This is a genomic window from Cellulomonas sp. Y8 (assembly GCF_008033115.1).
In the GTDB taxonomy this organism is placed as follows: domain Bacteria; phylum Actinomycetota; class Actinomycetes; order Actinomycetales; family Cellulomonadaceae; genus Cellulomonas.
This window is the reverse complement of sequence record NZ_CP041203.1, coordinates 3,186,449-3,213,071: the sequence shown is the minus strand read 5'-3', so window position 1 is coordinate 3,213,071 and position 26,623 is coordinate 3,186,449. Positions and strand designations below refer to the sequence as shown.

Sequence of the window (26,623 nt, the reverse complement as noted above, 5' to 3'; positions counted from 1 at the left end):
GGTACCGCGGTGGCCGCGGTACCCCCGTGCCGGCGTCGCTCCCGGGGGAGCGTCAGTGCTGCGTCAGTGCGTCACTCGGTCTCGGTCGCGCTCGGCGCGTCGAGGGAGTCGGACGCGCTGATCTCCCAGTCCCAGTAGTTCCAGAAGATGGTCGGCGAGAGCGTGATGGTCGAGACGCCCTGCAGGACGTCGCGGTGCGCGACCACGCCGGGGAACTGGAAGATGTTGACGCCGAAGGCGTCCGCGTTCAGCTGCTTCTCGATGTCGATCGTCAGCTGGGTCTCGACGTCCGCGTCGGTGTTCGTGGACATCTGGCCGTACAGCTCGTCGATGGCCGGGTTCGAGTAGCCACCGAAGTTGTTGACGCCGTCGGTGATGTAGTTCGCCTCGGAGTTCAGGGCGAACGTGTTGGTCGACTGCCAGCCGAAGAGCGAGGCGTCGTAGGTGCCGCCACCGAGCAGCGAGGACCAGTTGTCGTCACCGTTGTCGATGACGTTGAAGCCGGCCTGCGACGCGGACTGCGCGATGAGCTGGTACTCGTTCGCACGGCGCACGTTCGACTTGCCGTAGAGGAAGCGCACGTCCACCGGGGTGGTCACGCCGGCCTCGGCGAGCAGGGCCTTGGCGCCCTCGATGTCGACGTCCGCCCAGAGCGAGGAGTCGTTGTTCGCGACGACCTCGTCGTAGTTCGGGGAGCCCGGGACCACGGTGAAGGAGTCGCGCGTGGTGGCGCCCTCCTCGAGCGGCTGGATGAGCTTCTCGATGATCTCCTGGCGCGGGATCGTCTTGAGGAACGCCTGGCGGACCTTGAGCGCCTTGTCGGCGTCGCCGCCGTAGGCAGCGGGGTCGAACGGGCCGCCGTTGTTGAACGTCAGGTCGACGTGCTCGTAGGTGCCCTCCTGCTCGGAGGAGTAGGAGACGCCGTCGATGCCCTCGAGGGTGGCCAGCACGTCCACGGAGGACTGCGGGGCGATCAGGTCGACCTCACCGTTCTGGAGCGCGGTGACCGCGGCCAGCGGGTCCTCGGTGTAGCGGATCGTGATCGAGTCCACCTTGGGCTCCGGGCCCCAGGTGTAGTCGGGGTTCTTCGTCAGCGTGACGTACTGGTTCTCGACGTAGTCCGAGATGATGTACGCGCCGTACGACAGGTAGAGACGCTCGTCGTCCGGCAGCGACGTGAAGTTGAACCCGTTGTTCCAGGTCTCCGAGATCGGGGCCAGCGCCGCCGCGTCGTTGTTCTTGAACGCGTCGATGAGGGCGTTCTTCGCCTCGGTCGGGTCGTCGATGCCGAGCGCGATCTCCGCCACGGCGTGGGCCGCGATCGGGGACGGCTGGCTCATCGAGACCTCCCAGTCCGAGCGCGGCTCGGTGTAGTGGAAGGTGACCGACTTGTTGTCGTCGCTGATCTCCGGGAACTCGGTGATCAGGTTCATCGCCGGGGAGGACGAGTCGAAGAAGACCGAGCCCTCGGGCGCGGTGACCGAGCCGTCGTCGCCGGACTCCACGTCGTCACCGGAGGCGGTGTCGAACATGTCGTTCTGCGCGCCCCACCAGAGGATCATGTCGGCCGCGTCGACGGGCTCGCCGTCGGACCACGTGACGCCGTCGTTGATCGTGTACTTGACGACCAGCGGGTCCTCGGACTCGACCTCGTACGTCCCGAAGTCCTCGTTCTTCGCGAGGTTCAGGTCGCCGTCGTAGTAGTTGAAGAACGAGGTCATCAGGTAGATGACGTTCGCGTTCGCGGTCGCGTTGCCGTTCGACGTGAGGTTGTTCGTCGAGAACATCGGCTGGTTCCAGCTGACGTTGACCGACGTCGTCTCGTCGATCTCGCTCTGCGGAGCGGGGCTCGAGCACGCCGTGAGCACGAGGGCCCCCGCCGCCACCGCAGCCGCCGCGGCGCTGATTCGCCTGATCTTCAATGTTCCTCCTGTGAAGGTGGCGCCCGCCCGTCCTCGCGCCGCGTGGGCCGACCTCCGGGGTCGTCCCGAGCGCGGCAGACGTGCGGTCCCGCCGTGGATGGGGCAACGCTAGTGACCCCAGTCAGGACAAATCGGACACATCCCCCCGCAGCGGGCGATCGTTACCGGATCGATACTGAGCAGTAGTGTCCAGCATTCAAGACGGAACATGCCGGTAACCTCGCGGAAACATGCCCGTCGGAGCGCCCGTCCTCGACGAGCGCCCTCCGCAGGGGCCTCCGGCTCAGCGCGGAACCGCGGCCCTGTGCTATGGGGGCGGCCTGCCGACCGCCGGTCCCCCGCGCGACGACCTCGTCGTCCCCGCGCGCGGTGTGACGAGGATCGCACGACCCGCCGGTTCCGGCACCCCGACGCCGCGGGCGCGACGGGGCCGCCCGGCCCGGGCGGGCGGGGCGGCCCGTCGGTGCGGCCCGGCGACCGCTGACCTCAGACCGCGGCGGCGACGCGCACCGCCTCGACGTTGAGGATGTTCCCGTCCGGGTCGGCGAACCACACCGACCGCATCGGCCCGTCGGTCAGCACGCCGTCGGACCACGAGCCGGACGGCAGCTCGAACGTCTGGAACTCGATCCCGCCGGAGCGCAGCGCCGCGACCTCCTGGTCGAAGGCCTCGTCGGCGACCTGGAACGTGACGGCCGTCGCCTGGTTGGTGCCGGCGTAGGACGACGGGTACACGAGCATCCCGCCGGACTTCGTGCCGTAGACGACGCCGGTCATCTCGTCGGCGTCGCTGAACCCCGGCAGCTCCTGCTTCCGGAAGCCCAGGGTCTGCTCGTAGAACTGGCGCGCACGGCCCAGGTCCCGCACGGCGAGGCAGGGCATCGCGGGGTGGTCGGACAGCATCGTCGCCTCCAGCGCGGGTCGGCCGACGGTCGACCGACCGGCGCCGCGAGCGTACGGCGACCGGGTCGCAGCGGGATCGCAGCGCGGGGCCGTCAGCCCCGCACGCGGCGGCGGTAGGCGCGCGCCTTCATCACGTCGCCGCACTCGTCCATCGAGCACCAGCGGCCCGACCGGTTGCGGGACGCGTCGTGGTAGACCCACTGGCAGTCCGGGTTGGCGCAGGCCTTGAGCCGGGCCCACTCCCCCGTCGCGACCGACCGGTGCAGCGCGGCGAGCACCCCGCCGACCAGCACCGCGTCCGGGTCGGACCGGGGCGCGGGTTCCAGGGCGAGCCCGCCGCCGGACGCCGGGTCGCCGGGCGCCACCACGAGCGGGTACCGCGCCGCGAGCGCGCCCAGCGCCGTCGCGTCGCCCCCGCCGAGGTAGCCGCGCAGGACGTCGCGGGCCTCGACCAGCGCCCGCGGCCCGGCACCGCGCAGCCGGTCGACGCCGTGGAACCGGTCGTCGGTGTTGAGCAGCGCGCGCAGCCCCTCGGTCGCGGCGGGCGCGACGCCGGGCGCGGTCCCGCGCACGACCCAGGCGTCGAGCGGGTCGGACCCCTTGACGGCGGACATGGCCCTGAGGATAGTCGTCACCACCGTTCGGCGATAGCCGGTGACGCCCGCAGGGGCGGCGTCACCGGCGCCGGGCGCCACCTCCGCGGACCAGCCACCGAGCGAGAGCGAGCCGACGATGACCGCGACCACCGACCGTCCCGGGTGCGACACCTCCGACCTGCTGCACATCCACCAGCTGTTCCGCCGCGCGTTCGGCGACGCGCCGGGCCTGGTCCGGGGCGTCCCGGACGGCGACGTCGCCCGGATGCGCGTCGTCGCCGCGCACGTGCGGGAGGTGGCGACGGGTCTGCACCACCACCACGAGGGCGAGGACCTCCTGCTGTGGGACCGCCTCGAGCAGCGCTCCCCCGGGTGCGCGCTGCACGTCGGCCTGATGCGTGCGCAGCACGCGGACGTCGCCGGGCTGCTGCGCGACCTCGACGCCGCGCTGCCCGCCTGGGAGACGGGCGCGCCGGTCGTCGCGCGCGACGACGTCGCCCGCGTGCTGGAGGAGCTGCGGGCCCTGCTCGTGCTGCACCTCGGTCAGGAGGAGGACCGCATCCTCCCGACGGCGTCGAGCGTGCTGAGCCAGCGGGAGTGGGACCAGCTGCACGAGCACGGCATGGCCTCGGTCCCGCGCAGCAGGATGCTCCTCCAGCTCGGCTGGATCCTGGACGCCGTGCCGGAGCCCGAGCGGGCGGGCTGGCTCCGCACCAACCTGCCCGCGCCCGCCCGGCTGCTGTGGCGCACGGTCGGGCGGCGGCGGTTCGCGGCGCACCGCGCGCGGGTCTACGGCGTGCGGTGACGCGTCCCCGGGGTAACCCCAGCCGGGTGAGGACGACCGCTCCGGCGTCTCCCTAGCGTGAGTCCCGTCGCCGGAGACGGCGCGGAGAGGGGGGCACCATGTCCGCGGAGACCGCACCCACCACCGGCGAGCCCACGCCGCGGCACCGGGCGGCGCCGGCACCCGACGCCGGCGGCGTCGCCGTCGACGGCACCCCCACCACGAACGGCACCCCGGCCGGCGACGGGCGCGCGGGTGACGCCCCCGAGCCGCCGCCCGCCGACGCGGTGCCGGCCCGCACCCCGGTGCCGGCGGCCCAGTGGATCTCCTGGGTCGCGCTCGCGATGATGACCACCAGCTCGGTGGCCAGCCTGCGCGCGGCGCCGACGATGGCGATCTACGGGCTCGCGGCCGTGTTCCTCTACGTCGTGCCGGCCATCGTGTTCCTGCTGCCGACCTCGCTGGTGTCCGCCGAGCTCGCGTCCGGGTGGAAGGGCGGCGTCTACAAGTGGGTCTCCGAGGGCATCTCGAAGCCGGCCGGCTTCCTCGCCGTCTGGTGCCAGTTCGCGATGACGATCTTCTACTACCCGACGCTGCTCGGGTTCGTGGCCAGCACGCTCGCGTACGTCATCAACCCCGACCTCGCGACGAGCGGCGTGTGGACCGCAGCGGTCATCGTGGTCGTCTACTGGAGCGGGGTGTGGGTGTCGTCCCGCGGCACCAAGGCGATCGCGGGGCTCGCGTCCGGCGGCCTGATCATCGGCACGCTGATCCCCGGGGTGCTGCTCGTGACCCTGGGCGTCGTGTTCCTCGGGCAGGGCAACCCGTCGGCCGCGCCGATGGACGCCGAGCACCTGCTGCCCGCCTGGGCCGGCCTGTCGAGCCTCGTGCTGATCGTGAACAACTTCCTGTCCTACTCGGGCATGGAGATGAACGCGGTGCACGTGTCCTCGCTGCGGAACCCCGGGCGCGAGTTCCCGCGGTCGATGTTCCTGGCGATGGGGATGGTCCTGCTCATCTTCATCCTGCCCGCGCTGGCCATCTCCTGGTTCGTCCCCGCGGAGGAGCTGTCGCTCACCGCCGGGATCATGCAGGCCTTCGACGCGGTGTTCGCCCAGTTCGGCTGGCAGTGGCTCACGCCGGTCATCGGGGTCATGCTCGTCACGGCGTCGGTCGCCGGGATGCTCACCTGGCTCGCCGGGCCGTCGAAGGGCCTGCTGCTGATCTCCCGTCAGGAGGGCTACCTCCCGCCGTTCCTGCAGCGGCTGAACAAGAACGGCGTGCAGCAGAACATCCTGGTCACCCAGGGCGCCGTCACCACGCTCATCGCCCTCGGCTACGCGCTGATCCCCTCGGTGTCGAGCGCGTACTGGGTGTTCTCGGTGATCACCACGCAGGTCTACCTGATCATGTACCTGCTGATGTTCGTGGCCGCGGTGCGGCTGCGGCGGCTGCACGCGGGCCACCCGCGGGGGTACCGGGCCCCGATCATCCGCACGCTGTGCGGCGTCGGGTTCGTCGCCTCGGCCGCGGCGCTGCTCGTCGGCTTCGTCCCGCCGTCCCAGCTCGGCACCGGCAGCCCGTGGGTCTACGTCCTGGTCGTCGGCGGCGGCGCCCTCGGCCTCGGCCTGCTCGTGCCGTTCCTGTTCTACCGGCTCCGCAAGCCGTCGTGGCGGCTCGCGGAGGCGCAGCAGCCGGAGGTGAGCGCGTCATGACCGTGCCCGTCGAGACCTCGACCCGCCGCGAGCGCGGCTGGGTGTACGGAGTGAGCATCGCGGTCCTCGCGGTGCTGGTGCTGGTCGCCCTGCTGTCGTTCCGCTCCGCCCGGCAGGAGGCCGAGGCGCAGGACAAGGCCCAGGAGCTGGTCGACGCCATGGCCGCCGCGGGCGCCGAGCACCTGCCGTCCGCCGACCGCGTCGCGGCCGTCCTCGGCACCGACGGCGGGGTCGCGTGCAGCGACCCGGCGTCCGCGCTGGGCCAGGCCGCGATCTTCGCCGGCCTCTCCAACGGCGCGACCGGACCCGGCTACCGGCCGACCATCGCGGAGAGCCGGGCCGTGCAGGCCGAGCTGCTGATCGTGGGGGTCTACTGCCCGGAGCACCTGGAGGACGTGCAGGCGATCGTCGACGACCTGGACCTCGCCGAGTCCGACTGAGCCGCCGCGCGGACCCGTCAGGATCGGAGAAGCACCGCGCCGACCCCGGCTCCTACGGTGGGCTCACGCACCGCACCCCCACCGACCAGGAGGCACCGAGCATGGCCGACAGCCACGGCTCCACCGCAAACTTCACCGCCGAGGAGCGCGCCGCGATGCAGGAGCGCGCCGCCGAGGTCCGCACCGCCCGCAAGCGCGGCAAGGCCGGCGGCGACCCGGAGGCCGAGCTGCTCGCGAAGATCGCCGAGCTCCCCGACGACGACCGGGCGATGGCGGAGCGGATCCACGCGATCGTGCGCGAGGTCGCCCCCGGGCTCACGCCGCGCACCTGGTACGGGATGCCCGCCTACGGCGCGACCAAGGCCGTGCTGATCTTCCAGCCCGCGTCGAAGTTCAAGGCCCGGTACGCGACGCTCGGGTTCAACGACGACGCACGGCTGGACGACGGCGGGATGTGGCCGACCGCGTACGCGCTGACGCGGGTGGGGGACGCCGAGGAGGCGGCGATCCGGGAGCTCGTGCGGCGGGCCGCCGGGGAGGGGTGAGGATGGGCGTGCCACGCCGCCACCCCCGGTCGTCGCAGCCGGCCGACGGGAGGCCGCAGGCAGCGGCCGGTCGCCACCGGAGCGGGTCTGGGAGCCGCACCGAGGAGCCCAGGTCGGGGCTCAGGGCTGTCTGCCGCTGCCCCTGACGGGCCGGCTACGCGACCTTTTGCAGACCCTCTACGCCACCTTCTGCAGGCACCCGACGCGCCCGCCGGTCACTGCTCCCCCGGCACGGGCGGCCGCCAGCCACCGTCCTCCCGCACCCCCCGCGCGATCCGCCGGCTGATCTCCCGCAGCTGCCGCGCCTGCGCCGCCGTGAGCCGGTCGAGCACCAGCCGGTGCACCGTCGCGACGTGGCCGGGCGTCGCCGCCGCGACCGCCGCCCGCCCGGCGTCGGTCAGCAGCGCGAGCGTGTAGCGCCCGTCCGCGGGGTCCGGCGCCCGGCGCAGCCACCCGCGCCCCTCCAGCCGGGCCGCCGCGCGGGACAGCCGGGACAGGGTGCTGTTCGCGTAGTCCGCGAGCACGCTCATCCGCAGCGTCCCGTCGTCCGCCCGGCTCAGCGCGTAGAGCACCCCGTACTCGAAGTGGGTGATCCCGGCGTCCCGCTGGAGCTGCGCGTCGAGCGCGGGCGGGAGCCACTCGAGGACGGTGGCCAGCGACGACCAGGTCGCGAGGTCGTCGCCCTCGAGCTCGGCGGGGGGCTGCGCGGCGTCGGTCACACGGGCAGCCTAGCGCGGCCTGACTTGCCCAGGAAAGTCCTCTCCGCCTAGTTTGACTTTCCTGAGCAAGTGATCGCCGCGCGGTGCGGCGGCACGGGGAGGACCACCATGGATCTGCAGCTGACCGGGACCCGCGCGTTCGTCAGCGGGTCGACGCAGGGCATCGGCCTCGCGATCGCCGAGGCCCTGCTCCGCGAGGGGGCGGAGGTCGTCGTCAACGGGCGGGACGAGGGCCGGGTGCACGACGCGGTCGCCCGGCTGCGCGCCACCGTCCCGGGGGCCGCGGTGTCCGGGATCGCCGCCGACCTCGCGGACGCCGACCAGGTGGAGCGGCTGCTCGACCGGCTCGGCGACGTCGACGTGCTCGTGAACAACGCCGGCGTGTTCGACGTCGTGCCGTTCGACCGGGCCACCGACGCCGACTGGCAGCGCTACCTGGACGTCAACCTCATGAGCGGCGTGCGCCTCACCCGCCGGCTGCTCCCGCCGATGCTCGCCCGCGGCCGGGGCCGGGTGCTGTTCGTCAGCAGCGAGTCGGGCGTGGACGTCCCGGCCGACATGCTGCCCTACGGCGTGACGAAGGCGGGGGTGCTGGCGCTGGCCAACGGCCTCGCCAAGACCACCCGCGGCACCGGGGTCACGGTCAACAGCATCCTCGGCGGTCCCACCTACTCCGACGGCGTCGCACGGACGGTCGAGCGGATCGCGGACGCCCGGGGCGTGCCCGCCGCCGACCTCAAGGACGCGATGGCCGCCGCCCGGACGACGTCGCTGCTGCAGCGGTTCCTCGAGCCCGAGGAGATCGCGCGGCTGGCGGTCTACCTGGCGAGCCCGCTGTCGTCGGCGACGAACGGCGCGGCGGTGCGGGCCGACGGCGGGGTGCTGACGACGCTGCTGTGACGCGCGCGGTCAGGCCCGGCGGGACGCGGTGATCGTGAACTTCGGGTTCCGCGCCACCTGCCGGGTCGGGCCGACCGCCGCCTGCACCGCGGGCCGGTAGCCGAGCCCCGAGTTCCACACGCACCACAGCTCGCCGCCCGGACGGAGCACCCGCGCCGCCTCGGCGAACAGCCCGCGCGCGACTCCGTCGTGCACCGCGGCGCCCACGTGGAACGGCGGGTTGAGCAGGACGAGGTCGGCGCTCGCGTCGGGGATCCCGGCCGTGCCCCGGGCGCGCTGCACGCGCACGCGGTCCGCCAGCCCGTTCGCCTCGACGGTCGCCCGGGCCGACGCGACCGCGGCCGCGGACTCGTCCGTCGCGACCACCTCGACGGCCGGACGAGCAGCGGCCAGCGCGGACGCCAGGACCCCGGTGCCGCAGCCCAGGTCCACCGCGGCGCGGGCGTCCGGCACGGCGTCCGCCAGGTGCTCGACGAGGAACCGGGTGCCGATGTCCACGCGGGCGCCGGCGAACGCCGCGCCGTGCGCGCGGACGGTCAGACCGAGGTCGTCGTGGCGCGCGGTGGCGGGCCAGGCGGGGTCTCCCCCGTCGACCGCGCGGGGTCCGGCGGCGTGCAGGACGCGGGCCTTCTGCCGCCCGCGGCTGGCGCGCACCTCGGCGAGGTGCCGGCCCAGCACCTCGTTCATCGCGCGGGACATGTGCTTCTCGCGGCCCCCGGCGACCACGGCCACCGTCGGGTCCGCGTGCCGGGCGACGAGCTCGGCGATCTCGTCCAGCGCGTCGAGCGACCGCGGCAGCAGGAGCAGCACCACCCGGGCGCCGGACACCAGCTCCGGGCCGAGGTCCGCGAGCGACCGGAACGCGTCGGCGCCGCCCAGCCGGGCCGCGTTCTCGGCCAGCGCGAGCTCGCCGGTGAGCCGGTCGGTGTGCGCGCGGACGCCGGTCAGGCCGAACCGGTGGACCGCGCCGAGGGTCACCGCGCCGTACCGGTCGCCGACCACGACGACCGAGCCGGGCTCGGCGCCGTCGAGCAGCGGCGCGGCCTCGTCCAGGACCAGCCGGTCGGCGGCGTCGACCGCGACCAGGTCCGGCGCGGGGATCTCGGGGTCGCAGCGCAGCGCGGCGAGCAGGTCCTCGGTCACGCGGCCCACGGGTCGACGACGTCGACCCCGGTCCCGTCGAAGTCCTTGACGTTCCGCGTCGCGCACGTCGCCCCGTGCACGCGGCAGATCGCCGCGATCTGCGCATCCGCCGAGTGGATCGGTCGCCCCGCCCGCTCCCGCGCGGCGAGCACGTCCGCGTACTGCTCGGCCGCCGCGACGTCGAACGGGAGGATGGCCCGGGTCGCGCGGTAGGGCTCGACGGCCAGGTGGATCCGCTCGGTGAGCGCGGACCGGCGCTGCCCGTCGGGCAGCCGCCGCACTCCCGCCAGGAGCTCCGCGAGCGTCACGGCCGTGATCGCGACCTCACCGGTCAGGGCCTCGAGCCACGTCACCACGCGCGGCTCGGGCTCCGGCCGGAAGACCTCCGAGATGACGTTGGTGTCGAGCACGATCACCCGAAGTCCACCGCCCGCGCGTCGTCGGTGCGCTCCGGCACCACGAGGTCGTCGACACCGCCGGCCTGACGCGCCGCACGGAGCAGGGCGACGCCGATGTGGGGCCGGCGGGCGGCCTGCGTGAGGATGTCCCGCGCCTCGGCCTCCATGGAGCGGCCGTGCTCCTTCGCCTGGGCGGCGAGCTGCTGCTTGACGGACTCGTCGAGCCCGCGGACGACGATGGTGGACATGCTGGCGACCTCCTCCTCGCGCGCGAGTGCTAGCCGTGATGCTAGCAGCGGACGGCGCTCGGCCTGCCTCCCGACCGTCACACGTTGAAGCGGAACTCCACCACGTCGCCGTCGGCCATCACGTAGTCCTTGCCCTCGATGCGCGCCTTGCCCGCGGACCGGGCGGCGGCGACGGAGCCGGCCTCGACGAGGTCGTCGAACGAGATGACCTCGGCCTTGATGAAGCCTTTCTGGAAGTCCGTGTGGATGACCCCGGCGGCCTGCGGCGCGGTCCACCCCTGGTGGATCGTCCAGGCGCGGGACTCCTTCGGGCCGGCCGTCAGGTACGTCTGCAGGCCGAGGGTGTGGAACCCGACGCGGGCGAGCTGGTCGAGGCCGGCCTCGTCCTGGCCGTTGTCCGCCAGCATCTCCTTGGCCTCGTCGGGCTCGAGCTCGACCAGGTCGGACTCGAACTTCGCGTCGAGGAAGATCGCGTCGGCGGGGGCGACGAACGCGCGCAGCTCGTCCTGCATCGCGGTGTCGGCCAGGCCGGCGTCGTCCGTGTTGAACACGTAGATGAACGGCTTGGCCGTCATGAGCTGCAGCGAGGCGAGGTCGGCCAGGTCGAGCCCGGCGGCCTTCGCGCCCTGGAACAGCGTCTGCCCGGACTCGAGCACGGCCTGGGCGGCCTGCGCGGCGGCGAGCTCGGCGGGGTCCGCCTTCTTGATGCGGACCTCCTTCTCCAGGCGCGGGACGACCTTCTCGAGCGTCTGCAGGTCGGCGAGGACCAGCTCGGTGTTGATCGTCTCGATGTCGTCCTTGGGCGACACGCGGCCGTCGACGTGCACGACGTCGGGGTCGGCGAACGCGCGGGTCACCTGGCAGATGGCCTCGGCCTCGCGGATGTTGGCGAGGAACTTGTTGCCGAGCCCCTCGCCCTCGCTCGCGCCCTTGACGATGCCGGCGATGTCGACGAACGACACCGTGGCCGGGAGGATCTTCTCGCTGCCGAAGATCTCCGCGAGCTTCTCCAGCCGCGGGTCGGGCAGCGGCACGACGCCGACGTTGGGCTCGATGGTGGCGAACGGGTAGTTCGCCGCGAGGACCTGCGCGCGGGTGAGCGCGTTGAACAGGGTGCTCTTGCCGACGTTGGGCAGGCCGACGATGCCGATGGTGAGTGCCACGGGCGACCATCCTAGGGGGCGGGCGACCCGGGCGGGTCCTCAGGCGAACGAGCGGATGGTCTGCAGCAGCTCCGGGGCCCGCCGGTCGTACAGCCCGCCGCCGACCCGCACGCCCACGACCAGCGCCGCCGCGCCCGAGCCGAGACCGACGACCAGGGTCAGGACCTGGAGCAGCGCGTGACCCGTGACGACCGCGGCGATGCCGAGCCCGACGGTCGGCAGGCACACGGCGAGCAGCAGCAGCATCCCCAGCGACTGGGTGAGCATGACTGCGAGCGAGGAGCCCTGCGGCGTGGAGAACGGGTTGTCGCCGGGCTTCGGCACCGGGTAGACGACCCGGGCCGAGTAGATCGACGACGCCCCGACGCCGACCGCCAGCACGCCGAGCGACATGCCGAGCACCGGGGCCGTGGCGTCCCACCGCCCGGACACGCCGAGCACGAGCACGTCGGTCGCCAGCACCACCACGCCGCCGACGACCATGCCGGCGATCGCGCGGCCGCCCCGGTCCACCCGGCCGTCCACGGGCGCGGCGACGTGCGTCCAGAACGCGGTGTCGTCGTAGGAGATGTCGGCGGACAGCGACCAGCCCATGACGAACGCCACGACCACGCCCGCGCCGAGCACGATCCCGCCGCCCCGCCCCATGAACCACAGCAGCAGGACCATGACCGGCACCACGGCGACGGCGGCCGCGTACCGCGGGTCGCGGAGCCAGTACGTGAGGCTCCGGGCGGCGACGGCGCCGGTCGGGGTCGCGGGGAACCGGGCGAAGAACCCGAGGCCCTCGCTGCGCGCGACGTGGCCCGCGCCGCCGGGCGACCGCACCAGGGCAGCCGACAGCGCGCGGTCCCAGACGCCGACGAGCACCGCGAGGGTCGCACCCGCGACGGCGACCTTGCCGAGCGCGGCGAGCCAGGCGCCGGCCTGCACGTCGGCGGCCAGCGCCCAGGGCGCCCCGAGCGGGGTCCAGCCGACCACGACGCCGACCGCGGGCAGCGCGTCCGCGACCGCGGACAGCCCGGCCGTCGCACCGAGCAGGATCGGGCCGATCAGCATGAGAGGGACGATCGCCAGCACCGCGGCCACCTCGCGGAACCGCCGGCCGCCGACGAGCGGGGCGAGCATCGTCGTGATCGCGCGGGAGCCGACCACGCAGACGGCCACGCCGAGCGCTCCCCCGACGACGCCGGCGACCACCGCGCCCGGGTCCCGCCACCAGGCGAGCGCGGACGCGCCGCCGAGCACCAGGGTCGCGGCGCCGGGGACGCCGACCAGGCCGGCGAGCGTGAGGCCCGTCAGCAGGTGCCGCCGGCGGATCGCGAACAGCTGGAACCGCTCGGGGTCCAGCGTGCTGTCCACGCCGAACGCGACCAGCGGCAGCAGCCACCACCCCGCGACGAGCAGCGCGCCGCCGAGCACGACGACCGTGCGGGTCAGCTCGGCGTCGTCGTGCGCGCCGAGCGCCACGAGGCCCACCACCGCGAGCCCGAGCAGGAACAGCGCGTAGAGGACCGACAGCAGGAGCGCGACGACCTTCCACACGCTGCGCCGCAGGCCGTTGCGCAGCAGCGTCAGCTTCAGTCGGACGAGGTGCGCAACCACGCGAGCGCCCCCTCCGTCCGGCGGCCGCCGACCAGCTCGACGAACCGGTCCTCCAGCGACGCGTCCCCGCGGACCTCGTCGACGGTGCCCTGCGCGAGCACGTGACCCCCGGCGATGACGGCGACGTGGTCGCACATGCGCTGCACCAGGTCCATCACGTGCGAGGAGACGACGACGGTGCCGCCGCCCGCGGCGTAGGCCGCCAGGATGTCCCGGATGTTGGCGGCGGACACCGGGTCGACCGCCTCGAACGGCTCGTCGAGGACCAGGACCCGCGGGGCGTGCACGAGCGCGCAGGCCAGGCAGATCTTCTTGGTCATGCCGGCCGAGTAGTCGACGACGAGGGTGTCCGCGTCCGCGGTCAGGTCGAAGGTGCGCAGCAGGTCCGCGGTGCGGTCGCGGACGGTGTCCCGGTCCAGGCCGCGGAGCAGGCCCGCGTAGGTCACCAGCTGGGCGCCGGTCAGCCGGTCGAACAGCCGCACGCCGTCGGGCAGCACGCCCAGCCCCGCCTTGACCGCCGGCGGGTCCGCCCACAGGTCCTGCCCGCGCACGAGCACGCGGCCGAAGTCCGGGCGGAGCAGGCCGGTCGCCATCGACAGCGTGGTGGTCTTGCCGGCGCCGTTCGGGCCCACGAGGCCGTAGAACGACCCGGCCGGGACCTCGAGGTCGACGCCCGCCACGGCGATCTTCGTGCCGAACCTCTTCCACACCCCGTGGATGGACAAAGCGGACATCGGCTCCATCGATCCAGCATAGGGGCGGGCGTGTCGGTGGCGCCTGGCAATCTGCAGGTCATGGACACCGGACTCGTGCTCGCCCTCGCCGGAGCCCTCCTCGCGGGGCTCGCCCTCGGCTGGCTCCTGGCCGCCGGCCGCTCCGGCGCGCGGCTGCGCCGCGCCGAGGTGGAGGCGGCGCGCTGGCGCACCGCCGCGGAGCTCGGCGGCGGGACCGTCGACGCCGACCGGCAGGCCGAGCGGTTCCGCGCGCTCGCCGCCGACGCGCTGGCGCAGAGCAGCGAGCAGTTCCTCGCGCTCGCGCACCAGAGCCTCGCGGCGCGGCACCAGGAGCAGTCCGGGGACCTCGCGCAGCGCGAGCAGGCGGTGCGCTCGATGGTCGACCCGCTGGCGCGGACGCTCGACGCGGTGCGGGCCGAGCTGCGCACCGCGGAGCAGACCCGCGCGCAGCACGACGCCGCGCTGGGCGAGCAGGTCCGGCAGATGCGCGAGGAGGCCGGGCGCCTGCGCGAGCAGACGGCCCAGCTCGTCACGTCGCTGCGCGCGTCCCAGGTGCGCGGGCGGTGGGGCGAGGTGCAGCTGCGCCGGGTGGTCGAGGCCGCCGGGATGCTGCCGCACGTCGACTTCGCCGAGCAGGACCAGGTCCGCACCGACGACGGCCTGCTGCGGCCGGACATGGTCGTCCACCTCGCGGGCGGCAAGCGCGTGGTGGTCGACGCGAAGGTGCCGTTCCTCGGGTTCCTCGAGGCCGTCGAGGCGACCGACCCCGCGGAGCGCGAGCGCCGGCTCGCCGCGCACGCCCGGCACCTGCGCGCGCACGTCGACCAGCTCGCCGCCAAGCGGTACTGGGACCAGTTCAGCCCGGCGCCGGAGTTCGTCGTGATGTTCGTGCCGGCCGAGGCGTTCCTGCACGCCGCGATCGACGTCGACCCCGCGATCGTGGAGCGCGCGTTCGAGAAGGACGTCGTCATCGCGACCCCCATGACGCTGCTCGCGCTGCTGCGCACGGTGGCCTACGCCTGGCGGCAGGACGCGCTGGCCAGCAACGCCCAGGCGGTGCTGGACCTCGGCAAGGAGCTGCACGGCCGGATCGCGACGCTCGGCGGGCACCTGTCCAAGGTCGGCCGGGCGATCGACTCGGCGGCGACGGCGTACAACCAGTCGGTCGCCTCGCTGGAGTCGCGGGTGCTGGTGAGCGCCCGGAAGTTCGCCGACCTGCGGGTCGTGGACGCGGGCCTGGAGACGCCGCCGTCCGTCGAGCGACGGCTGTCCGTGGTGACCGCGCCGGAGCTGGTGGCCTGGGAGACGCAGCAGGTGGTGGGGCTGGGGTCCGACGCGCCCACGGCACCCGGGACGGGGCGGCGGGCGGCCGACGCGCTCGGGGCGCTGGACGACGCGGTGCTCGGGGACGTGCGGCCGCCGGAGGCGGGGCCGGGCGGGGCCTGAGGGCCGGACCGGGCGGACCCGGGTCAGACGGGGCGGACCGCCAGGTCGGGCCGGTCGCCCCGGCGCGGGCGCGGGTCGTCCCCGCCGGCCGCGCGCAGGTCCGCGCGCAGCTCGCGCGGCAGCGAGAACATGAGGTCCTCGGTCGCGGTCCGCACCTCCTCGACGTCGCCGAACCCGTGCGCCGCGAGCAGGTCCAGCACGTCGCGGACCAGGATCTCCGGCACCGAGGCCCCGGAGGTCACGCCGACGGTGCGGGCGCCCTCGAGCCACGCGGGGTCCACCTGGTCCGCGGTGTCCACCCGGTACGACGCGCGGGCGCCGTACTCGAGCGCGACCTCGACCAGCCGCACCGAGTTCGACGAGTTCGCCGAGCCGACGGTGATCACCACGTCGCACTCCGGCGCGAGCTTCTTGACCGCGACCTGCCGGTTCTGGGTGGCGTAGCAGATGTCGTCGCTCGGCGGGTCCTGCAGCAGCGGGAACCGCTCACGCAGCCGCCGGACGGTCTCCATCGTCTCGTCCACCGACAGCGTGGTCTGCGAGATCCACACCACCCGGCTCTCGTCGCGGACCACCACGTCGGCCACGGCGTCCGGCGAGTCGACCACCTGGACGTGCGCGGGCGCCTCGCCCTGGGTGCCCTCGACCTCCTCGTGCCCGGTGTGTCCGATCAGCAGGATGTCGAGGTCCGCCGCGGCGAACCGCACCGCCTCCCTGTGCACCTTGGTGACCAGGGGGCAGGTCGCGTCGATCGTCCGCAGCGACCGGGCCTCCGCCGCCGCCCGCACCGCCGGGGACACGCCGTGCGCGGAGAACACCACGCGGGCACCCTCGGGCACCTCCTCGGTCTCGTCGACGAACACCGCGCCGCGGGCCGCGAGCGTGTCCACGACGTGCCGGTTGTGCACGATCTCCTTGCGGACGTACACCGGGGCGCCGTAGTGCTCGAGAGCCTGCTCGACGGCCACGACCGCGCGGTCCACGCCGGCGCAGTACCCGCGCGGGGCGGCCAGCAGCACGCGACGGCCCGCGGTCGCGGGGCCGGGCTCGGTGCCGAGGGTCACGCGCCCATCGTAGGTCGCCCGGCCGACGTGGCGCGGAAGCGGTGCGCCGGACGCCCGGTTCGGTGGGTCCAGCCGAGTTCGGTGACTGCACGCACCGAACTCGGCGGGACCCACCGAACGCGGCGCACGAGCCGGGGGGACGTCGGGCGGGCATACCGCAGACGCCGACATCGGTGCTTCGCGCCGAGATCGGTCGTCCGGCGCACCGATCTCGGCGCGAAGCACCGATCTCGGCGCATCGGCGCCCGGCGGGCGGCTGCTGTCGGGAGCGCGTGGCAGGGTGGGCCCGTGCAGCAGCAGTCCTCCCCCCCGACGCCCCGCGCGGACGCCGCCGGTGCCCCGGCACCCGGCGCGCCCGCCGAGCTGCCCGCCCGCGCGAACGAGACGACCGCCGAGCGCCCCTGGCCGGTGCGGCTGCTCTCGGTGAAGATCGCCGACTACGTCGCGAAGATGTCGCCGCTGTGGGTCGAGGGCCAGGTCGTCCAGCTCAACCGGCGTCCCGGCGCGAACATCGCGTTCCTCACGCTTCGCGACACGGACACCGACATGTCGCTGCCCGTGTCGATGCCCGCGGGCGTGCTGTCCGGCGCCGCGACCCCGCTCGCCGAGGGCGCGCACGTCGTGGTGCACGCGCGCCCGACGTTCTGGACCAAGCGCGGCACGCTGCAGCTCAACGCGGACGAGGTGCGCGCGGTCGGCGTCGGCGAGCTGCTCGCCCGGATCGAGCACCTCAAGCGGGTGCTGGCCGCGGAGGGCCTGTTCGACCCCGAGCGCCGGGTGCCGCTGCCCTTCCTGCCCCGGGTCGTCGGCCTGGTGTGCGGGCGGGAGTCGAAGGCGGAGCACGACGTGGTGGTGAACGCCCGCGCGCGCTGGCCGCAGGTCGAGTTCGTCATCCGCGAGGTCGCGGTGCAGGGCGTCGGCGCGGTGCCGCAGGTCAGCCGGGCGATCGCCGAGCTGGACGCGGACCCCCGGGTCGAGGTGATCGTCGTCGCGCGCGGCGGCGGGTCGGTCGAGGACCTGCTGCCGTTCAGCAACGAGGCGATGGTGCGCGCCGCCGCCGCCTGCCGGACCCCGCTGGTGTCCGCGATCGGCCACGAGACCGACACCCCGCTGCTGGACCTCGTCGCCGACTACCGCGCGTCCACCCCGACCGACGCCGCGAAGCGGATCGTGCCGGACGTCGGCGAGGAGCGGGCCCGCGTCACGCAGGCCCGCGCCCGGATCCGGTCGGCCGTCGAGCACCGGGTCGCCCGCGAGGCCGCCGGCCTGGAGCAGGTCCGCAGCCGCCCGGTGCTCGCCCGGCCGCACACGATGGTCGAGACCCGGGAGGCCGAGGTGCTGCGCGCCCGGGACCACGCACGGCGGAGCCTCGACCACGCGCTCGCCGGCGCGGTGACGTCGACCCGGGCGCTCGCCGCGCAGGTCCGCGCGCTGTCCCCCGCGGCGACGCTCGACCGCGGGTACGCCGTGGTGCAGACGTCCGACGGGCGCGTGGTGCGGGAGGCGACCGAGGTCGCCGCGAAGGACTCGCTGCGGATCCGGGTGTCCCGCGGGGAGCTCATGGCGACGGTGCTGGCCGTCGCGCCCGGCCGGAAGCAGCCGGCCGCCGGGGACGACGCGGACGCCTGACGGCCGGGCGTCGCGTCACTTCCCGTGCGGGTCCCGCGCGTTGAGCGCCGCGACCACCTGCGGGTAGTCCCCCCGGGCCTCGCCGTACCGGAGGAACTTCACGCGCTCGACCTGGATCTCCGTGGCGTCGGGCTGCGCCTCGAGCAGGGCCATCACCTCGGCGACGAAGTCGTCGAGCGGCATCGCGTCCGCGTTCTCCCGGTGCCCCGGCATGAGGTCGGTCTGCACCGAGGGCGGCTCGAGCTCGACGACGCGGACGCTCGTGCCGGCCAGCTGCAGCCGGATCGACTCGCTGAGCATGTGGACGAACGCCTTGCTGGCGTTGTACGTCGGCGTGACCTGCAGGGGGGCGAACGCCAGCCCCGAGGACACGGTGAGGATCGTGGCGTCCGGGCGGGTCTGCAGGTGCTCGACGAACGCGGCGATCAGCCGGATCGGCCCGAGCACGTTGGTCGCGACGGTCTGCTCGGCGGTGGCGAGGAAGCCGGCCGGGTCCGTCCAGTCCTCGGCGCGCATGATGCCGGCCATCGGGACCAGCACGTCGACCTCGGGGTGCTCCGCGATGACGCGCTTCGCGACCTCGGCCACGTCCTCGGCGTCGGCGGTGTCGATCCGGTAGGCGTGGATGCCCGGGTGCTCCGCGGTGACGCGGTCGAGCAGCTCGGTGCGCCGCCCGCCGACGATCACCTCGTTGCCCCGCTCGTGCAGGGCGACGGCGAGGGCCAGGCCGATGCCGCTCGTCGCGCCGGGGATGAAGACGGTGTTCCCAGTGATTCGCATGCTCCGAGTCTTCGGCGGCCCGCGCGGCCCCGCCAGAGAGCGGTTGTCGGGGGACCGCCGATCCCTGGTTGCGCATCGACGTCCCGCCGATACTGCTCGGGTGGATCGCGACGCGCTGGCCGACTTCCTGCTCCGGCACCGGGAGGCGCTGCGCCCGGACGACGTCGGGCTGCCGCCGGGGGCGCGCCGCCGGGCGCCGGGCCTGCGTCGCGAGGAGGTCGCGCAGCTCGCGGTCATGTCGACGGACTACTACACCCGGCTCGAGCAGCGCCGCGGCCCGCAGCCGAGCACCCAGATGCTCGGCTCGCTCGCCCGCGCCCTGCGCCTGACGCCCGACGAGCGCGACTACCTGTACCGCGTCGCCGGGCACAGCGCCCCCGACCGGGCGGCGCGCGAGGACTACGTCGCCCCCGGGCTGCTGCGGGTGCTCGACCGGATCACCGACAGCCCGGCGCTCATCCTGGACGGGCTCGCCCGGACCCTGGTGCAGAACGACCTCGCGCGCGCGCTGTTCGGCCCCGTCGAGCAGCTGACCGGGTGGGAGCGCAGCGCGATCTACCGCTGGTTCGCGCACCCCGAGACGGAGCGCCTCATGTACCCCGCCGAGGACCGGGACCGGCAGAGCCGGGCGCAGGTCGCCTCGCTGCGCGCGACGCTCGGCGCGGAGGGGCCGCGCTCCCGGGCGGCCGAGCTGGTGCGCGCGCTGTCCGCCCGGAGCCCGGAGTTCGTCGCGATCTGGGAGGCGCACGAGGTGTCCCGCCGGTTCGAGGACCACAAGACGCTGGTGCACCCGCGGGTCGGGCCGATCGACGTCGACTGCCAGGCGCTGTTCACCGAGGACGGGTCGCAGACGCTGCTGGTGCTCACGGCGGCGCCGCGCAGCGAGGCCGAGGGGCGGCTGCGGCTGCTGGCCGTGCTCGGGACCCAGGAGTTCGCGGCGCGGGAGGGCTGAGCGACCCCCGGGTGGGCGCGGGGGTCGGCGGTCGTTGGTTAGATGGTGCCCGTGAGCGACACCTCCCCCGCCTCCGACTCCCCCGGCGCCCCCGGCGTCGCCGACCTGTCCTACGAGCAGGCGCGCGACGAGCTCGTCGCCGTCGTCTCCCGGCTGGAGGCCGGCGGCGCGACGCTCGAAGAGTCGCTCGCGCTCTGGGAGCGCGGCGAGGCGCTGGCCGCCCGCTGCCAGCAGTGGCTGGACGGCGCGCGCGCCCGGCTGGACGCCGCCCGCGCGGCCGACGGCGAGGACGCCGGCTCCTGACGGACCGGGCGCACCCGCGCCCCGCGCAACCCCGCTCCACCCCGCACGACCCCACCCCCGACCCGGCACCGCCGCCGGACGCGAAGGAGCCCCATGACCGAGCAGCCCGCCGCCCGCGCCCTCGTCGTCGGGGAGGCGCTCGTCGACGTCGTGCTCCGCCCGGGCGCCGAGCCCGCCGAGCACCCCGGCGGCAGCCCCGCGAACGTCGCGATCGGCCTCGGCCGGCTGGGCCGGCGCGTCGACCTGCTGACCTGGCTGGCCGACGACGCCCACGGCGACCTGGTCCGGGAGCACCTGGCCGGCTCGGACGTGCACGTCCTCGCCGGCGACCGCGGCCCCGAGCGCACCCCCGTCGCGCGCGCCCACCTCGACGCCGAGGGCGCCGCGACCTACGAGTTCGACCTGACCTGGGACCTCCCGACGCGCTGGGACGAGGGCGGGGACGCCCCCGTCGTCGTGCACACCGGCTCGATCGCCACGGTGATCACCCCGGGCGGCGAGGCCGTCGCCCGCCTGCTCGCGGACCGCCGGGACACGTCCACGATCACGTACGACCCGAACCTGCGCCCCGCGCTCATGGGCTCCCCCGAGGACACGCTGCCGGTCGTCGAGCGGCTGGTCGCGCTGGCCGACGTGGTCAAGGTGTCCGACGAGGACCTGGCCTGGCTGCACCCGGGGGTCGCGCCGGCCGAGATCGCGCGGGACTGGCTGGGCCGCGGCCCGGCGCTGGTCGTGGTGACGCTCGGCGGCGAGGGCGCGCTCGCGATCACCGCGGGCGGCGACGAGGTGCTGGTCGAGGCGCCCCGGGTCGAGGTCGCCGACACCGTCGGCGCGGGCGACTCGTTCATGGGCGCGCTGATCGACGGCCTGTGGTCCGCGGACCTGCTGGGCGCCGACCGGCGCGAGACGCTGCACGCGATCGACCGGGCGACCGTCGAGCGCGTCCTGGTCCGCTGCGCCCAGGTCGCCGCGATCACGGTCTCCCGCTCGGGCGCCAACCCCCCGACGTCCGCGGACCTCGGCGAGTCCTGACCCCACCGCCGAGGTCGAGGGTTCCGCCCCGGAGAGGGCACGGAAACCCTCGACCTCGGCGGAAACCCTCGACCTCGGCGAGGCAGATCGCGGGGGTGCGGGTCAGCTCGCCTGGCGGTGGCGGCCCGCGGCCGCACCCTCCCCGTTCGACTGCTTCTCGGCGTCGCGGTGCGCGCGCTCCAGGGCCGCGCGGCGGTCCTCCTCGGTCTCGCCGTCGATGCGGCGGGCCGCCTCCTCGTCGTAGGTGAGGTTCTCGCCCGACTCCGGGTCGAAGATCAGCAGCCGCCTCGGGTCGAACCACAGGTCGGCGCTGCTGCCGTCGCGGACCCGGCTCTCGGAGCCGAGCGCGACGATCATCTGGGTGCGCATCCCCTCGCCGTCGAGGTCGCGGTCGAGCTCCTCGAGCTTCTGCGCGACGTCGGCGTGCGTCTCGAACGGGATGTACGCGTACAGCTCTGCGCCCAGCCACTCGACGACGTCCACCTCGGCCGAGAACGTGGCGCCCTTGGCACGCTTGTCCTCGTCCAGGACGCGGGCGTCCTCGACGTGCTCCGGCCGCAGGCCGACGATGACCAGCTCCCGGCCGTCGAGCTTGCCGCGGGCCGTCTCCGGGATCGGCACGTCGCCGAACGGCAGCCGGAGGGAGTCGCCGTGCACCTCGCCGGGCAGGAAGTTCATCGGCGGGGAGCCGATGAACCCGGCCACGAACAGGTTGACCGGCTGCTCGTAGAGGGCGCGCGGGCTCGCGACCTGCTGCAGCTCGCCCTTGCGGAGCACCGCGACCCGGTCGCCGAGGGTCATGGCCTCGGTCTGGTCGTGCGTGACGTACACGGTGGTGGTGCCGAGCCGGCGCTGCATGCGGGCGATCTCGGTCCGCATCTGGCCGCGCAGCTTGGCGTCCAGGTTGGACAGCGGCTCGTCGAACAGGAACGCGCGCGCGTCCCGGACGATCGCGCGCCCCATCGCGACGCGCTGCCGCTGGCCGCCGGACAGGTTCGCCGGCTTGCGGTCCAGGTGCTCGCGCAGCTCCAGGGTGTCCGCCGCGTACTCGACGTTGTCCTTGATCTGCTCCTCGGTGTACTTGCCCTTCTGCAGCCGCAGCGGGAACGCGATGTTCTCGTACACGGTGAGGTGCGGGTACAGCGCGTAGTTCTGGAACACCATCGCGAGGTGCCGGTCGCGCGGGGCCTTCTCGTTGACGACCTCGTCGCCGATCTTCAGCTCGCCGGACGTGATGTCCTCCAGGCCGACGATCATGCGCAGCAGCGTCGACTTCCCGCAGCCGGACGGGCCGACCAGGATGACGAACTCGCCGTCCTTGATGTCGAGGCTCACGCCGTTCACGGCCGGGTAGCCGTCGCCGTACTTCTTGACGATGTCGGTGAGGGTGATGGATGCCATGGGGTACTCCTTCCGCGGCGAGGGCCTCAGCCCTTGACCGCGCCCTGGGTCAGCCCGGACACGATCTGGCGCTGGAACAGCAGCACCAGGACGACGACGGGGATGGTCACGACGACGGCGGCGGCGGAGATCGCGCCGGTGGGGTCCTCGAACTGCGAGGCCCCGGAGAAGAACGCCAGCGCGGCGGGCACGGGCCGGGCCGCCTCGGTCGAGGTCAGCGAGATGCCGTACACGAAGTCGTTCCACGCGATGAAGAACGCGATCAGCGCGGTGGTGAACACGCCCGGCGCCGCGAGCGGCACGATCGCCTTGCGGAACGCCTGCCACGTGGTCGCGCCGTCGACCTGCGCCGCCTGCTCGAGCTCCCACGGGATCTGCCGGAAGAACGCGGTGAGCGTCCAGATCGAGATCGGCAGGGTCAGCGACAGGTACGGGATGATCAGGCCGGGCCAGGTGTCGTACAGGCCGATGTTCCGCCACAGGTTGAACAGCGGCGTGACGATCGAGATCACCGGGAAGATCGACACCCCGAGCGCGGTGGTGAGGATCAGCTTGCGGCCCGGGAAGTCGAGCCGGGCGATCGCGTACGCCGCGAGCGTGGCCAGCACCGACGAGATCGCCGTCGCGATCAGCGAGATGCCGATCGAGTTCCGCAGCGACGACAGGAACAGCTCCTGCGCCGAGCCGTCGGGCCCGAGGATCTGCTCGTAGTTGGTCCAGGACCAGGTCGTCGGCAGGAAGTTGCCGGTGCTGAGGTCGCTCGGCAGCTTGAACGAGGTCGCGATGATCGACGCGACCGGGAACAGCGCCCAGACGAGGACGACGACGGTGATGGCCGCCCAGGCCACCTTCTGCTTGCCGGACAGGGTCCCCATCACTTCTCCCCTCGGGCACCGGCGAGGTCGACCTTGAAGATCTTGATCGCGATGAAGCAGATGATGATCACGCAGATGAACAGCAGCACCGAGATCGCGGAGCCGAGCCCGATCTCCAGCCGCCCGATGGACGTCCGGTAGGCCAGCAGCGACAGGACCGTGGTGCCGTTCGCGCCGTTCGTCATGATGAAGACGTTGTCGAAGATGCGGAACGCGTCGAGCGCCCGGAACAGGACGGCGACCATGATCGCGGCCTTCATGTTCGGCAGGACGACGCGCTTCATCCGCTGCCACCAGGTGGCGCCGTCGACCTGCGCGGCCTCCTCGAGGTCGCCCGGCACCTGCGCCAGGCCGGCGAGCAGCAGCAGCGAGATGAACGGTGTGGTCTTCCAGACCTCGGACGCGATGATGACGAACAGGCTGGTGCCGGTGCCGGCGAACCAGTTGAGGTCCTCGCTGATCCCGGGGACCCAGTCGAACCAGCTGTTCACGTACCCCGAGCTGATGTCGAAGGCGTAGAACCACGCGAACGCGGAGACGACCGTGATGATGCCGTAGGGCACGAGGATCGCGGTGCGCAGCAGCCCGCGGAGCCTGAGCACGGCCCGGTGCATGACGAGCGCCAGGGCGAAGCCGAGCACGAGCTCGATCGCGACGGTGATCACCATGATCAGCGTCGTCACCCCGAGCGACTGCCAGAACACCGGGTCGCCCAGCACCACGCCGTAGTTGCCGAGCCCGACGAACGCCCGGTCGTCCGGCGCGGTGAGCCGGTACCGGAACAGGGAGTCGTAGACGGCCTGCAGGATCGGGTAGGCGGTGACGGCCAGCATCACCACGAACGCCGGTCCGGCGAGCCACCAGCCCAGCCGGGCCTCGGCCCGGGCGCGGTCGCTCTTGCGGGGCTTCGACGCCTTTCCGGGGCCCGCGCCGCGGGTGGCCTTCGCCGCCACCCCCGCCGCGGCGCCCGTGATCTCGGTACTCACAGGAGTCGCTCCCCTCGCAGCACGGCGGTGATGAAGTCCGTGGACTCCTGCGGCGTCCGGTCGGGGTCGACCGAGGCCGGCGGGTGCCAGGTCTCCTGGAGACCCTGGGAGACCTCGTTGTAGTACGGGGTCTGGGGGCGCGGGGCCGCCTGCTCCAGCGACTGGCGGATGACGTCCGCCATCGGGAACGTCTCCTGCACCTTCGGGTCGTCGTAGGCCACGGTCGACGCCGGCGGGTTGCCGTCGGTCACGAAGTACGCCGCCTGGTTCTCCGGCTTCACGATGCACGCGGCGGCCTCGTAGGCCTCGTCGACGTGCTCGCTGAACGCGCCGACGCCGAGGTTGATCCCGCCGTACGGCGGCGCGGCCTCGGTGCCCTCGGTGACCTGGGGGTAGACGGCCCAGCCCACGTCGTCGAGGAACGACTGGTCCAGCGCGCCGTCCTCGACCGAGGCCTGCATGGCCGGCCAGACGAACGGCCAGTTGACCATGAACGACCCGCTGTCCCCCTGGAACTGGGTCAGCGAGGCGTTCTCGTCCTGGGTCGGGAGGCCGGGGCCGCCGAGGCGGTCCTTCCCGATCTCGCCGATGATCCGGGCGGCCTCGCGCCCGGCGTCGGTCTCCAGGCCCAGCTGCACGTCCTCGGCGGGGGCCTCGGGGTTCTCCACGATCTGGCCGCCGGCCGACTCGACCAGGGCGTTGATCCACACCGTGTACGCCTCGGCCTTGATGCCCTGCACGCCGAGCGTCTTGTCCTGGTCGCGCGCGGTGTCCATGACCTGGTCCCAGGTCACCGGCGTGGACGCGGGGTCCAGCCCGGCCGCCTCGGCGACCGACTTCTTGTACCAGAGCAGCTGCGTGTTGGCCCAGAACGGGACCGTCACGAGCTCGTCGCCCCACGAGGCGCCCTGCAGCGCGCCCTCCGCGACGTCCTGGCTGACCTGCTCCGCGACGTCGTCCGGCACCGGCGCCAGGAAGCCGGCGTTCGCCAGCTCCGGGATGAACGGCGGGTCCAGGCTCATCAGGTCGATCGACGAGTCGGACGCCGCGAGCCGCCGCGCCAGCTGCTCGCGCTGGGAGCTGGCGTCGCGGGGCAGCACCGACACCTCGATGCGGTAGGCCCCGCCGGCCTCCTCCGTGCACTGCTGGGCCAGCGTCGCCTGGCCCCCCGCGTCCGGGTTCGTGTACCAGGTGAGCACCGGGGTGGAGTCCGCCGGCGCGCACGCCGCCAGCCCCGCCCCCAGCGCGAGCACCGACACCCCGGCGATCGCCCTCGACCGTCTTCGCACGCGCACCGCTCTCCCTCACTCGGCGCCGCGGCGCTCCCACCTGGGGCTCCGCGACGTCTCCACGCTTCCCTCCCCATGGCTACACCGGCAGGTCGCGGCCTGCCACCGGAACACCACCTACGCAGCCGACCCGACCGACCGCGGACGAGCCGCGGACGCGGTCGCTCGCCCCGCGCCGCGTGGTGCGACCATGTCCGCATGGCACACCCCACCACCCCCGCCGAGGCCTGGGCAGCGCTGCGCGACGGCAACGACCGGTTCGTCCGCGGCGCCATGGAGCACCCGTCCCAGGGCATCGACCGCCGCGCCGAGGTCAGCACCGGCCAGGCCCCGTTCGCCGTCGTGTTCGGCTGCTCGGACAGCCGCGTCGCGGCCGAGATCATCTTCGACCAGGGGCTCGGTGACGTGTTCGTCGTCCGGACCGCCGGCCACGTCCTCGACACCACCGTGATCGGGTCGATCGAGTACGGCGTCGAGGTGCTCGGCGCCTCGCTGGTCGTCGTGCTGGGCCACGACTCCTGCGGCGCGGTGGCGGCGGCCACGGCGGCGCTCACCACCGGCGAGCTGCAGCGCGGGTTCGTGCGCGCCGTGGTCGACCGCGTGATCCCGTCCATCGTGTCGCTCGCGCACGGCGCCGACGCCGAGGGGCGCCCGCGCGACCTGTCGTCGGTGGACCCCGCCGAGCTCGGGCACGAGCACGTGCGGCACACCGTCGACATGCTGCGCTCGTACTCGGTGACGCTGGCCGAGGGCATCGACGCCGGGCGCGTCGCGGTCGTGGGCGTCGAGTACGCGCTGGCGGACGGGCACGCGCGCCTCACGTCCGCGATCGGCGACATCGGCGACGTCCCGGTCCCCGCCTGACGCCTGCCCCTCCCCCCGGAACCCCGTCGTCCCGCCGAGATGGCAACTCTCGGCTGTGGCGCAGCTCGCGCGCGCAGCCGAGAGTTGCTATCTCGGCGTGAGGGGACGCGCGGAGAGGTGTGACGTGCGCCACCCGCGCGACCTCGGGCGGGGCGTGGGAGGGACCGAGGTCCCTGGCGGTGGCAGG

27 protein-coding genes are annotated in these 26,623 nt (G+C 73.9%); 11 read left to right on the top strand and 16 right to left on the bottom strand.

The annotated features are described in order from the left end of the window. Window positions 1-71: 71 nt before the first annotated feature. The 3 genes from FKM96_RS14525 to FKM96_RS14515 form a co-directional block, all read right to left on the bottom strand. The gene (locus tag FKM96_RS14525) at window positions 72-1,922 is read right to left on the bottom strand and encodes an ABC transporter family substrate-binding protein (protein ID WP_147795841.1); all 1,851 of its coding nucleotides are present in this window, start codon (window positions 1,920-1,922) and stop codon (window positions 72-74) included. A gap of 486 nt (window positions 1,923-2,408) precedes the next feature. Then, on the bottom strand, window positions 2,409-2,825 hold the full coding sequence (locus FKM96_RS14520) for a VOC family protein (protein ID WP_147795840.1): 417 nt from the start codon (window positions 2,823-2,825) through the stop codon (window positions 2,409-2,411). A gap of 92 nt (window positions 2,826-2,917) precedes the next feature. Further along, window positions 2,918-3,439 carry a CGNR zinc finger domain-containing protein gene (locus FKM96_RS14515; RefSeq protein ID WP_147795839.1) on the bottom strand — a complete coding sequence of 174 codons (522 nt, stop codon included), beginning with the start codon at window positions 3,437-3,439 and terminating at the stop codon, window positions 2,918-2,920. A 118-nt stretch (window positions 3,440-3,557) separates the two neighbouring features. Between FKM96_RS14515 and FKM96_RS14510 the strand changes: the two genes are divergently transcribed. The 4 genes from FKM96_RS14510 (at window position 3,558) to FKM96_RS14495 (ending at window position 6,905) form a co-directional block, all read left to right on the top strand. Next, on the top strand, window positions 3,558-4,226 hold the full coding sequence (locus tag FKM96_RS14510) for a hemerythrin domain-containing protein (protein ID WP_147795838.1): 669 nt from the start codon (window positions 3,558-3,560) through the stop codon (window positions 4,224-4,226). Between the two features lie 98 nt (window positions 4,227-4,324). Continuing rightward, on the top strand, window positions 4,325-5,920 hold the full coding sequence (locus FKM96_RS14505; RefSeq protein ID WP_246854990.1) for an APC family permease: 1,596 nt from the start codon (window positions 4,325-4,327) through the stop codon (window positions 5,918-5,920). Then, window positions 5,917-6,360, top strand: a complete 444-nt coding sequence (locus FKM96_RS14500) for a hypothetical protein (RefSeq protein ID WP_147795837.1) — start codon at window positions 5,917-5,919, stop codon at window positions 6,358-6,360. The genes FKM96_RS14505 and FKM96_RS14500 overlap by 4 nt, the downstream gene beginning before the upstream one ends. 101 nt (window positions 6,361-6,461) lie before the next feature. Next, window positions 6,462-6,905: an iron chaperone gene (locus FKM96_RS14495; RefSeq protein ID WP_147795836.1), complete on the top strand. Its 444-nt coding sequence runs from the start codon at window positions 6,462-6,464 to the stop codon at window positions 6,903-6,905. A 215-nt stretch (window positions 6,906-7,120) separates the two neighbouring features. Here FKM96_RS14495 and FKM96_RS14490 read toward each other — a convergent pair whose 3' ends face one another. Beyond that, on the bottom strand, window positions 7,121-7,624 hold the full coding sequence (locus FKM96_RS14490; protein ID WP_147795835.1) for a MarR family winged helix-turn-helix transcriptional regulator: 504 nt from the start codon (window positions 7,622-7,624) through the stop codon (window positions 7,121-7,123). Between the two features lie 108 nt (window positions 7,625-7,732). On the opposite strand from FKM96_RS14490, the gene FKM96_RS14485 reads away from it, so the two are divergent. Next, complete coding sequence (locus FKM96_RS14485; protein WP_147795834.1) at window positions 7,733-8,524, top strand: SDR family NAD(P)-dependent oxidoreductase; 792 nt, start codon at window positions 7,733-7,735, stop codon at window positions 8,522-8,524. A 9-nt stretch (window positions 8,525-8,533) separates the two neighbouring features. Here FKM96_RS14485 and FKM96_RS14480 read toward each other — a convergent pair whose 3' ends face one another. From FKM96_RS14480 to FKM96_RS14455, 6 genes are all read right to left on the bottom strand, one after another. After that, on the bottom strand, window positions 8,534-9,676 hold the full coding sequence (locus FKM96_RS14480) for a methyltransferase (RefSeq protein ID WP_147795833.1): 1,143 nt from the start codon (window positions 9,674-9,676) through the stop codon (window positions 8,534-8,536). Beyond that, a complete protein-coding gene (locus tag FKM96_RS14475; RefSeq protein ID WP_147795832.1) occupies window positions 9,664-10,083 on the bottom strand; it encodes a type II toxin-antitoxin system VapC family toxin in 420 nt (139 codons plus the stop codon). Before FKM96_RS14475 ends, FKM96_RS14480 begins: the two co-directional genes overlap by 13 nt. Continuing rightward, window positions 10,080-10,313, bottom strand: a complete 234-nt coding sequence (locus tag FKM96_RS14470) for an Arc family DNA-binding protein (RefSeq protein ID WP_147795831.1) — start codon at window positions 10,311-10,313, stop codon at window positions 10,080-10,082. The genes FKM96_RS14475 and FKM96_RS14470 overlap by 4 nt, the downstream gene beginning before the upstream one ends. A gap of 77 nt (window positions 10,314-10,390) precedes the next feature. Beyond that, on the bottom strand, window positions 10,391-11,476 hold the full coding sequence (gene ychF / locus FKM96_RS14465) for a redox-regulated ATPase YchF (RefSeq protein WP_147795830.1): 1,086 nt from the start codon (window positions 11,474-11,476) through the stop codon (window positions 10,391-10,393). A gap of 39 nt (window positions 11,477-11,515) precedes the next feature. After that, complete coding sequence (locus tag FKM96_RS14460) at window positions 11,516-13,081, bottom strand: hypothetical protein (RefSeq protein WP_147795829.1); 1,566 nt, start codon at window positions 13,079-13,081, stop codon at window positions 11,516-11,518. Continuing rightward, window positions 13,057-13,824 (bottom strand): ABC transporter ATP-binding protein, encoded by a 768-nt coding sequence (locus tag FKM96_RS14455; RefSeq protein WP_147795828.1) that lies wholly within the window; start codon window positions 13,822-13,824, stop codon window positions 13,057-13,059. Before FKM96_RS14455 ends, FKM96_RS14460 begins: the two co-directional genes overlap by 25 nt. Window positions 13,825-13,875: 51 nt before the next feature. Here FKM96_RS14455 and FKM96_RS14450 point away from each other — a divergent pair, with 51 nt between their 5' ends. Next, the gene (locus FKM96_RS14450; RefSeq protein WP_147795827.1) at window positions 13,876-15,261 is read left to right on the top strand and encodes a DNA recombination protein RmuC; all 1,386 of its coding nucleotides are present in this window, start codon (window positions 13,876-13,878) and stop codon (window positions 15,259-15,261) included. 23 nt (window positions 15,262-15,284) lie between these two features. Here FKM96_RS14450 and FKM96_RS14445 read toward each other — a convergent pair whose 3' ends face one another. Then, window positions 15,285-16,325, bottom strand: a complete 1,041-nt coding sequence (locus FKM96_RS14445; RefSeq protein ID WP_147795826.1) for a 4-hydroxy-3-methylbut-2-enyl diphosphate reductase — start codon at window positions 16,323-16,325, stop codon at window positions 15,285-15,287. Between the two features lie 288 nt (window positions 16,326-16,613). Here FKM96_RS14445 and xseA point away from each other — a divergent pair, with 288 nt between their 5' ends. Continuing rightward, window positions 16,614-17,954: an exodeoxyribonuclease VII large subunit gene (gene xseA / locus FKM96_RS14440; RefSeq protein WP_147795825.1), complete on the top strand. Its 1,341-nt coding sequence runs from the start codon at window positions 16,614-16,616 to the stop codon at window positions 17,952-17,954. A gap of 15 nt (window positions 17,955-17,969) precedes the next feature. On the opposite strand, the gene FKM96_RS14435 is transcribed toward xseA, so the two are convergent. Further along, window positions 17,970-18,734, bottom strand: coding sequence for an SDR family oxidoreductase (locus FKM96_RS14435; RefSeq protein WP_147795824.1), 765 nt, complete (start codon window positions 18,732-18,734; stop codon window positions 17,970-17,972). A 100-nt stretch (window positions 18,735-18,834) separates the two neighbouring features. Here FKM96_RS14435 and FKM96_RS14430 point away from each other — a divergent pair, with 100 nt between their 5' ends. The 3 genes from FKM96_RS14430 (at window position 18,835) to FKM96_RS14420 (ending at window position 21,021) form a co-directional block, all read left to right on the top strand. Further along, window positions 18,835-19,686, top strand: a complete 852-nt coding sequence (locus tag FKM96_RS14430) for a helix-turn-helix transcriptional regulator (RefSeq protein WP_147795823.1) — start codon at window positions 18,835-18,837, stop codon at window positions 19,684-19,686. 51 nt (window positions 19,687-19,737) lie between these two features. Then, the gene (locus tag FKM96_RS14425; protein WP_371300427.1) at window positions 19,738-19,989 is read left to right on the top strand and encodes an exodeoxyribonuclease VII small subunit; all 252 of its coding nucleotides are present in this window, start codon (window positions 19,738-19,740) and stop codon (window positions 19,987-19,989) included. Between the two features lie 93 nt (window positions 19,990-20,082). Further along, window positions 20,083-21,021, top strand: a complete 939-nt coding sequence (locus FKM96_RS14420; protein WP_147795821.1) for a carbohydrate kinase — start codon at window positions 20,083-20,085, stop codon at window positions 21,019-21,021. A gap of 102 nt (window positions 21,022-21,123) precedes the next feature. On the opposite strand, the gene FKM96_RS14415 is transcribed toward FKM96_RS14420, so the two are convergent. From FKM96_RS14415 to FKM96_RS14400, 4 genes are read right to left on the bottom strand one after another with little or no spacing between them, the layout of a single operon-like run. After that, window positions 21,124-22,422, bottom strand: a complete 1,299-nt coding sequence (locus tag FKM96_RS14415; RefSeq protein WP_147795820.1) for an ABC transporter ATP-binding protein — start codon at window positions 22,420-22,422, stop codon at window positions 21,124-21,126. Window positions 22,423-22,448: 26 nt separating this feature from the next. Beyond that, window positions 22,449-23,297, bottom strand: a complete 849-nt coding sequence (locus tag FKM96_RS14410; RefSeq protein WP_147795819.1) for a carbohydrate ABC transporter permease — start codon at window positions 23,295-23,297, stop codon at window positions 22,449-22,451. Further along, the gene (locus FKM96_RS14405; RefSeq protein ID WP_147797136.1) at window positions 23,297-24,250 is read right to left on the bottom strand and encodes a carbohydrate ABC transporter permease; all 954 of its coding nucleotides are present in this window, start codon (window positions 24,248-24,250) and stop codon (window positions 23,297-23,299) included. Before FKM96_RS14405 ends, FKM96_RS14410 begins: the two co-directional genes overlap by 1 nt. A 29-nt stretch (window positions 24,251-24,279) precedes the next feature. Further along, window positions 24,280-25,572, bottom strand: coding sequence for an extracellular solute-binding protein (locus tag FKM96_RS14400; protein WP_147797135.1), 1,293 nt, complete (start codon window positions 25,570-25,572; stop codon window positions 24,280-24,282). Window positions 25,573-25,770: 198 nt separating this feature from the next. On the opposite strand from FKM96_RS14400, the gene FKM96_RS14395 reads away from it, so the two are divergent. Then, a complete protein-coding gene (locus tag FKM96_RS14395; protein ID WP_147795818.1) occupies window positions 25,771-26,436 on the top strand; it encodes a carbonic anhydrase in 666 nt (221 codons plus the stop codon). The last annotated feature ends 187 nt before the right edge of the window (window positions 26,437-26,623 follow it).

Bases quoted from the DNA above. Each gene is read 5' to 3' on its own strand.
- FKM96_RS14435 (WP_147795824.1), bottom strand. From the start codon at position 18,734: ATGCGAATCACTGGGAACACCGTCTTCATCCCCGGCGCGACGAGCGGC.
- FKM96_RS14415 (WP_147795820.1), bottom strand. From the start codon at position 22,422: ATGGCATCCATCACCCTCACCGACATCGTCAAGAAGTACGGCGACGGC.
- FKM96_RS14500 (WP_147795837.1), top strand. From the start codon at position 5,917: ATGACCGTGCCCGTCGAGACCTCGACCCGCCGCGAGCGCGGCTGGGTG.
- FKM96_RS14420 (WP_147795821.1), top strand. From the start codon at position 20,083: ATGACCGAGCAGCCCGCCGCCCGCGCCCTCGTCGTCGGGGAGGCGCTC.
- FKM96_RS14505 (WP_246854990.1), top strand. From the start codon at position 4,325: ATGTCCGCGGAGACCGCACCCACCACCGGCGAGCCCACGCCGCGGCAC.
- FKM96_RS14515 (WP_147795839.1), bottom strand. From the start codon at position 3,439: ATGTCCGCCGTCAAGGGGTCCGACCCGCTCGACGCCTGGGTCGTGCGC.
- FKM96_RS14455 (WP_147795828.1), bottom strand. From the start codon at position 13,824: ATGGAGCCGATGTCCGCTTTGTCCATCCACGGGGTGTGGAAGAGGTTC.
- FKM96_RS14485 (WP_147795834.1), top strand. From the start codon at position 7,733: ATGGATCTGCAGCTGACCGGGACCCGCGCGTTCGTCAGCGGGTCGACG.
- FKM96_RS14520 (WP_147795840.1), bottom strand. From the start codon at position 2,825: ATGCTGTCCGACCACCCCGCGATGCCCTGCCTCGCCGTGCGGGACCTG.
- FKM96_RS14510 (WP_147795838.1), top strand. From the start codon at position 3,558: ATGACCGCGACCACCGACCGTCCCGGGTGCGACACCTCCGACCTGCTG.
- FKM96_RS14470 (WP_147795831.1), bottom strand. From the start codon at position 10,313: ATGTCCACCATCGTCGTCCGCGGGCTCGACGAGTCCGTCAAGCAGCAG.
- FKM96_RS14395 (WP_147795818.1), top strand. From the start codon at position 25,771: ATGGCACACCCCACCACCCCCGCCGAGGCCTGGGCAGCGCTGCGCGAC.
- FKM96_RS14495 (WP_147795836.1), top strand. From the start codon at position 6,462: ATGGCCGACAGCCACGGCTCCACCGCAAACTTCACCGCCGAGGAGCGC.
- FKM96_RS14410 (WP_147795819.1), bottom strand. From the start codon at position 23,297: ATGGGGACCCTGTCCGGCAAGCAGAAGGTGGCCTGGGCGGCCATCACC.
- FKM96_RS14450 (WP_147795827.1), top strand. From the start codon at position 13,876: ATGGACACCGGACTCGTGCTCGCCCTCGCCGGAGCCCTCCTCGCGGGG.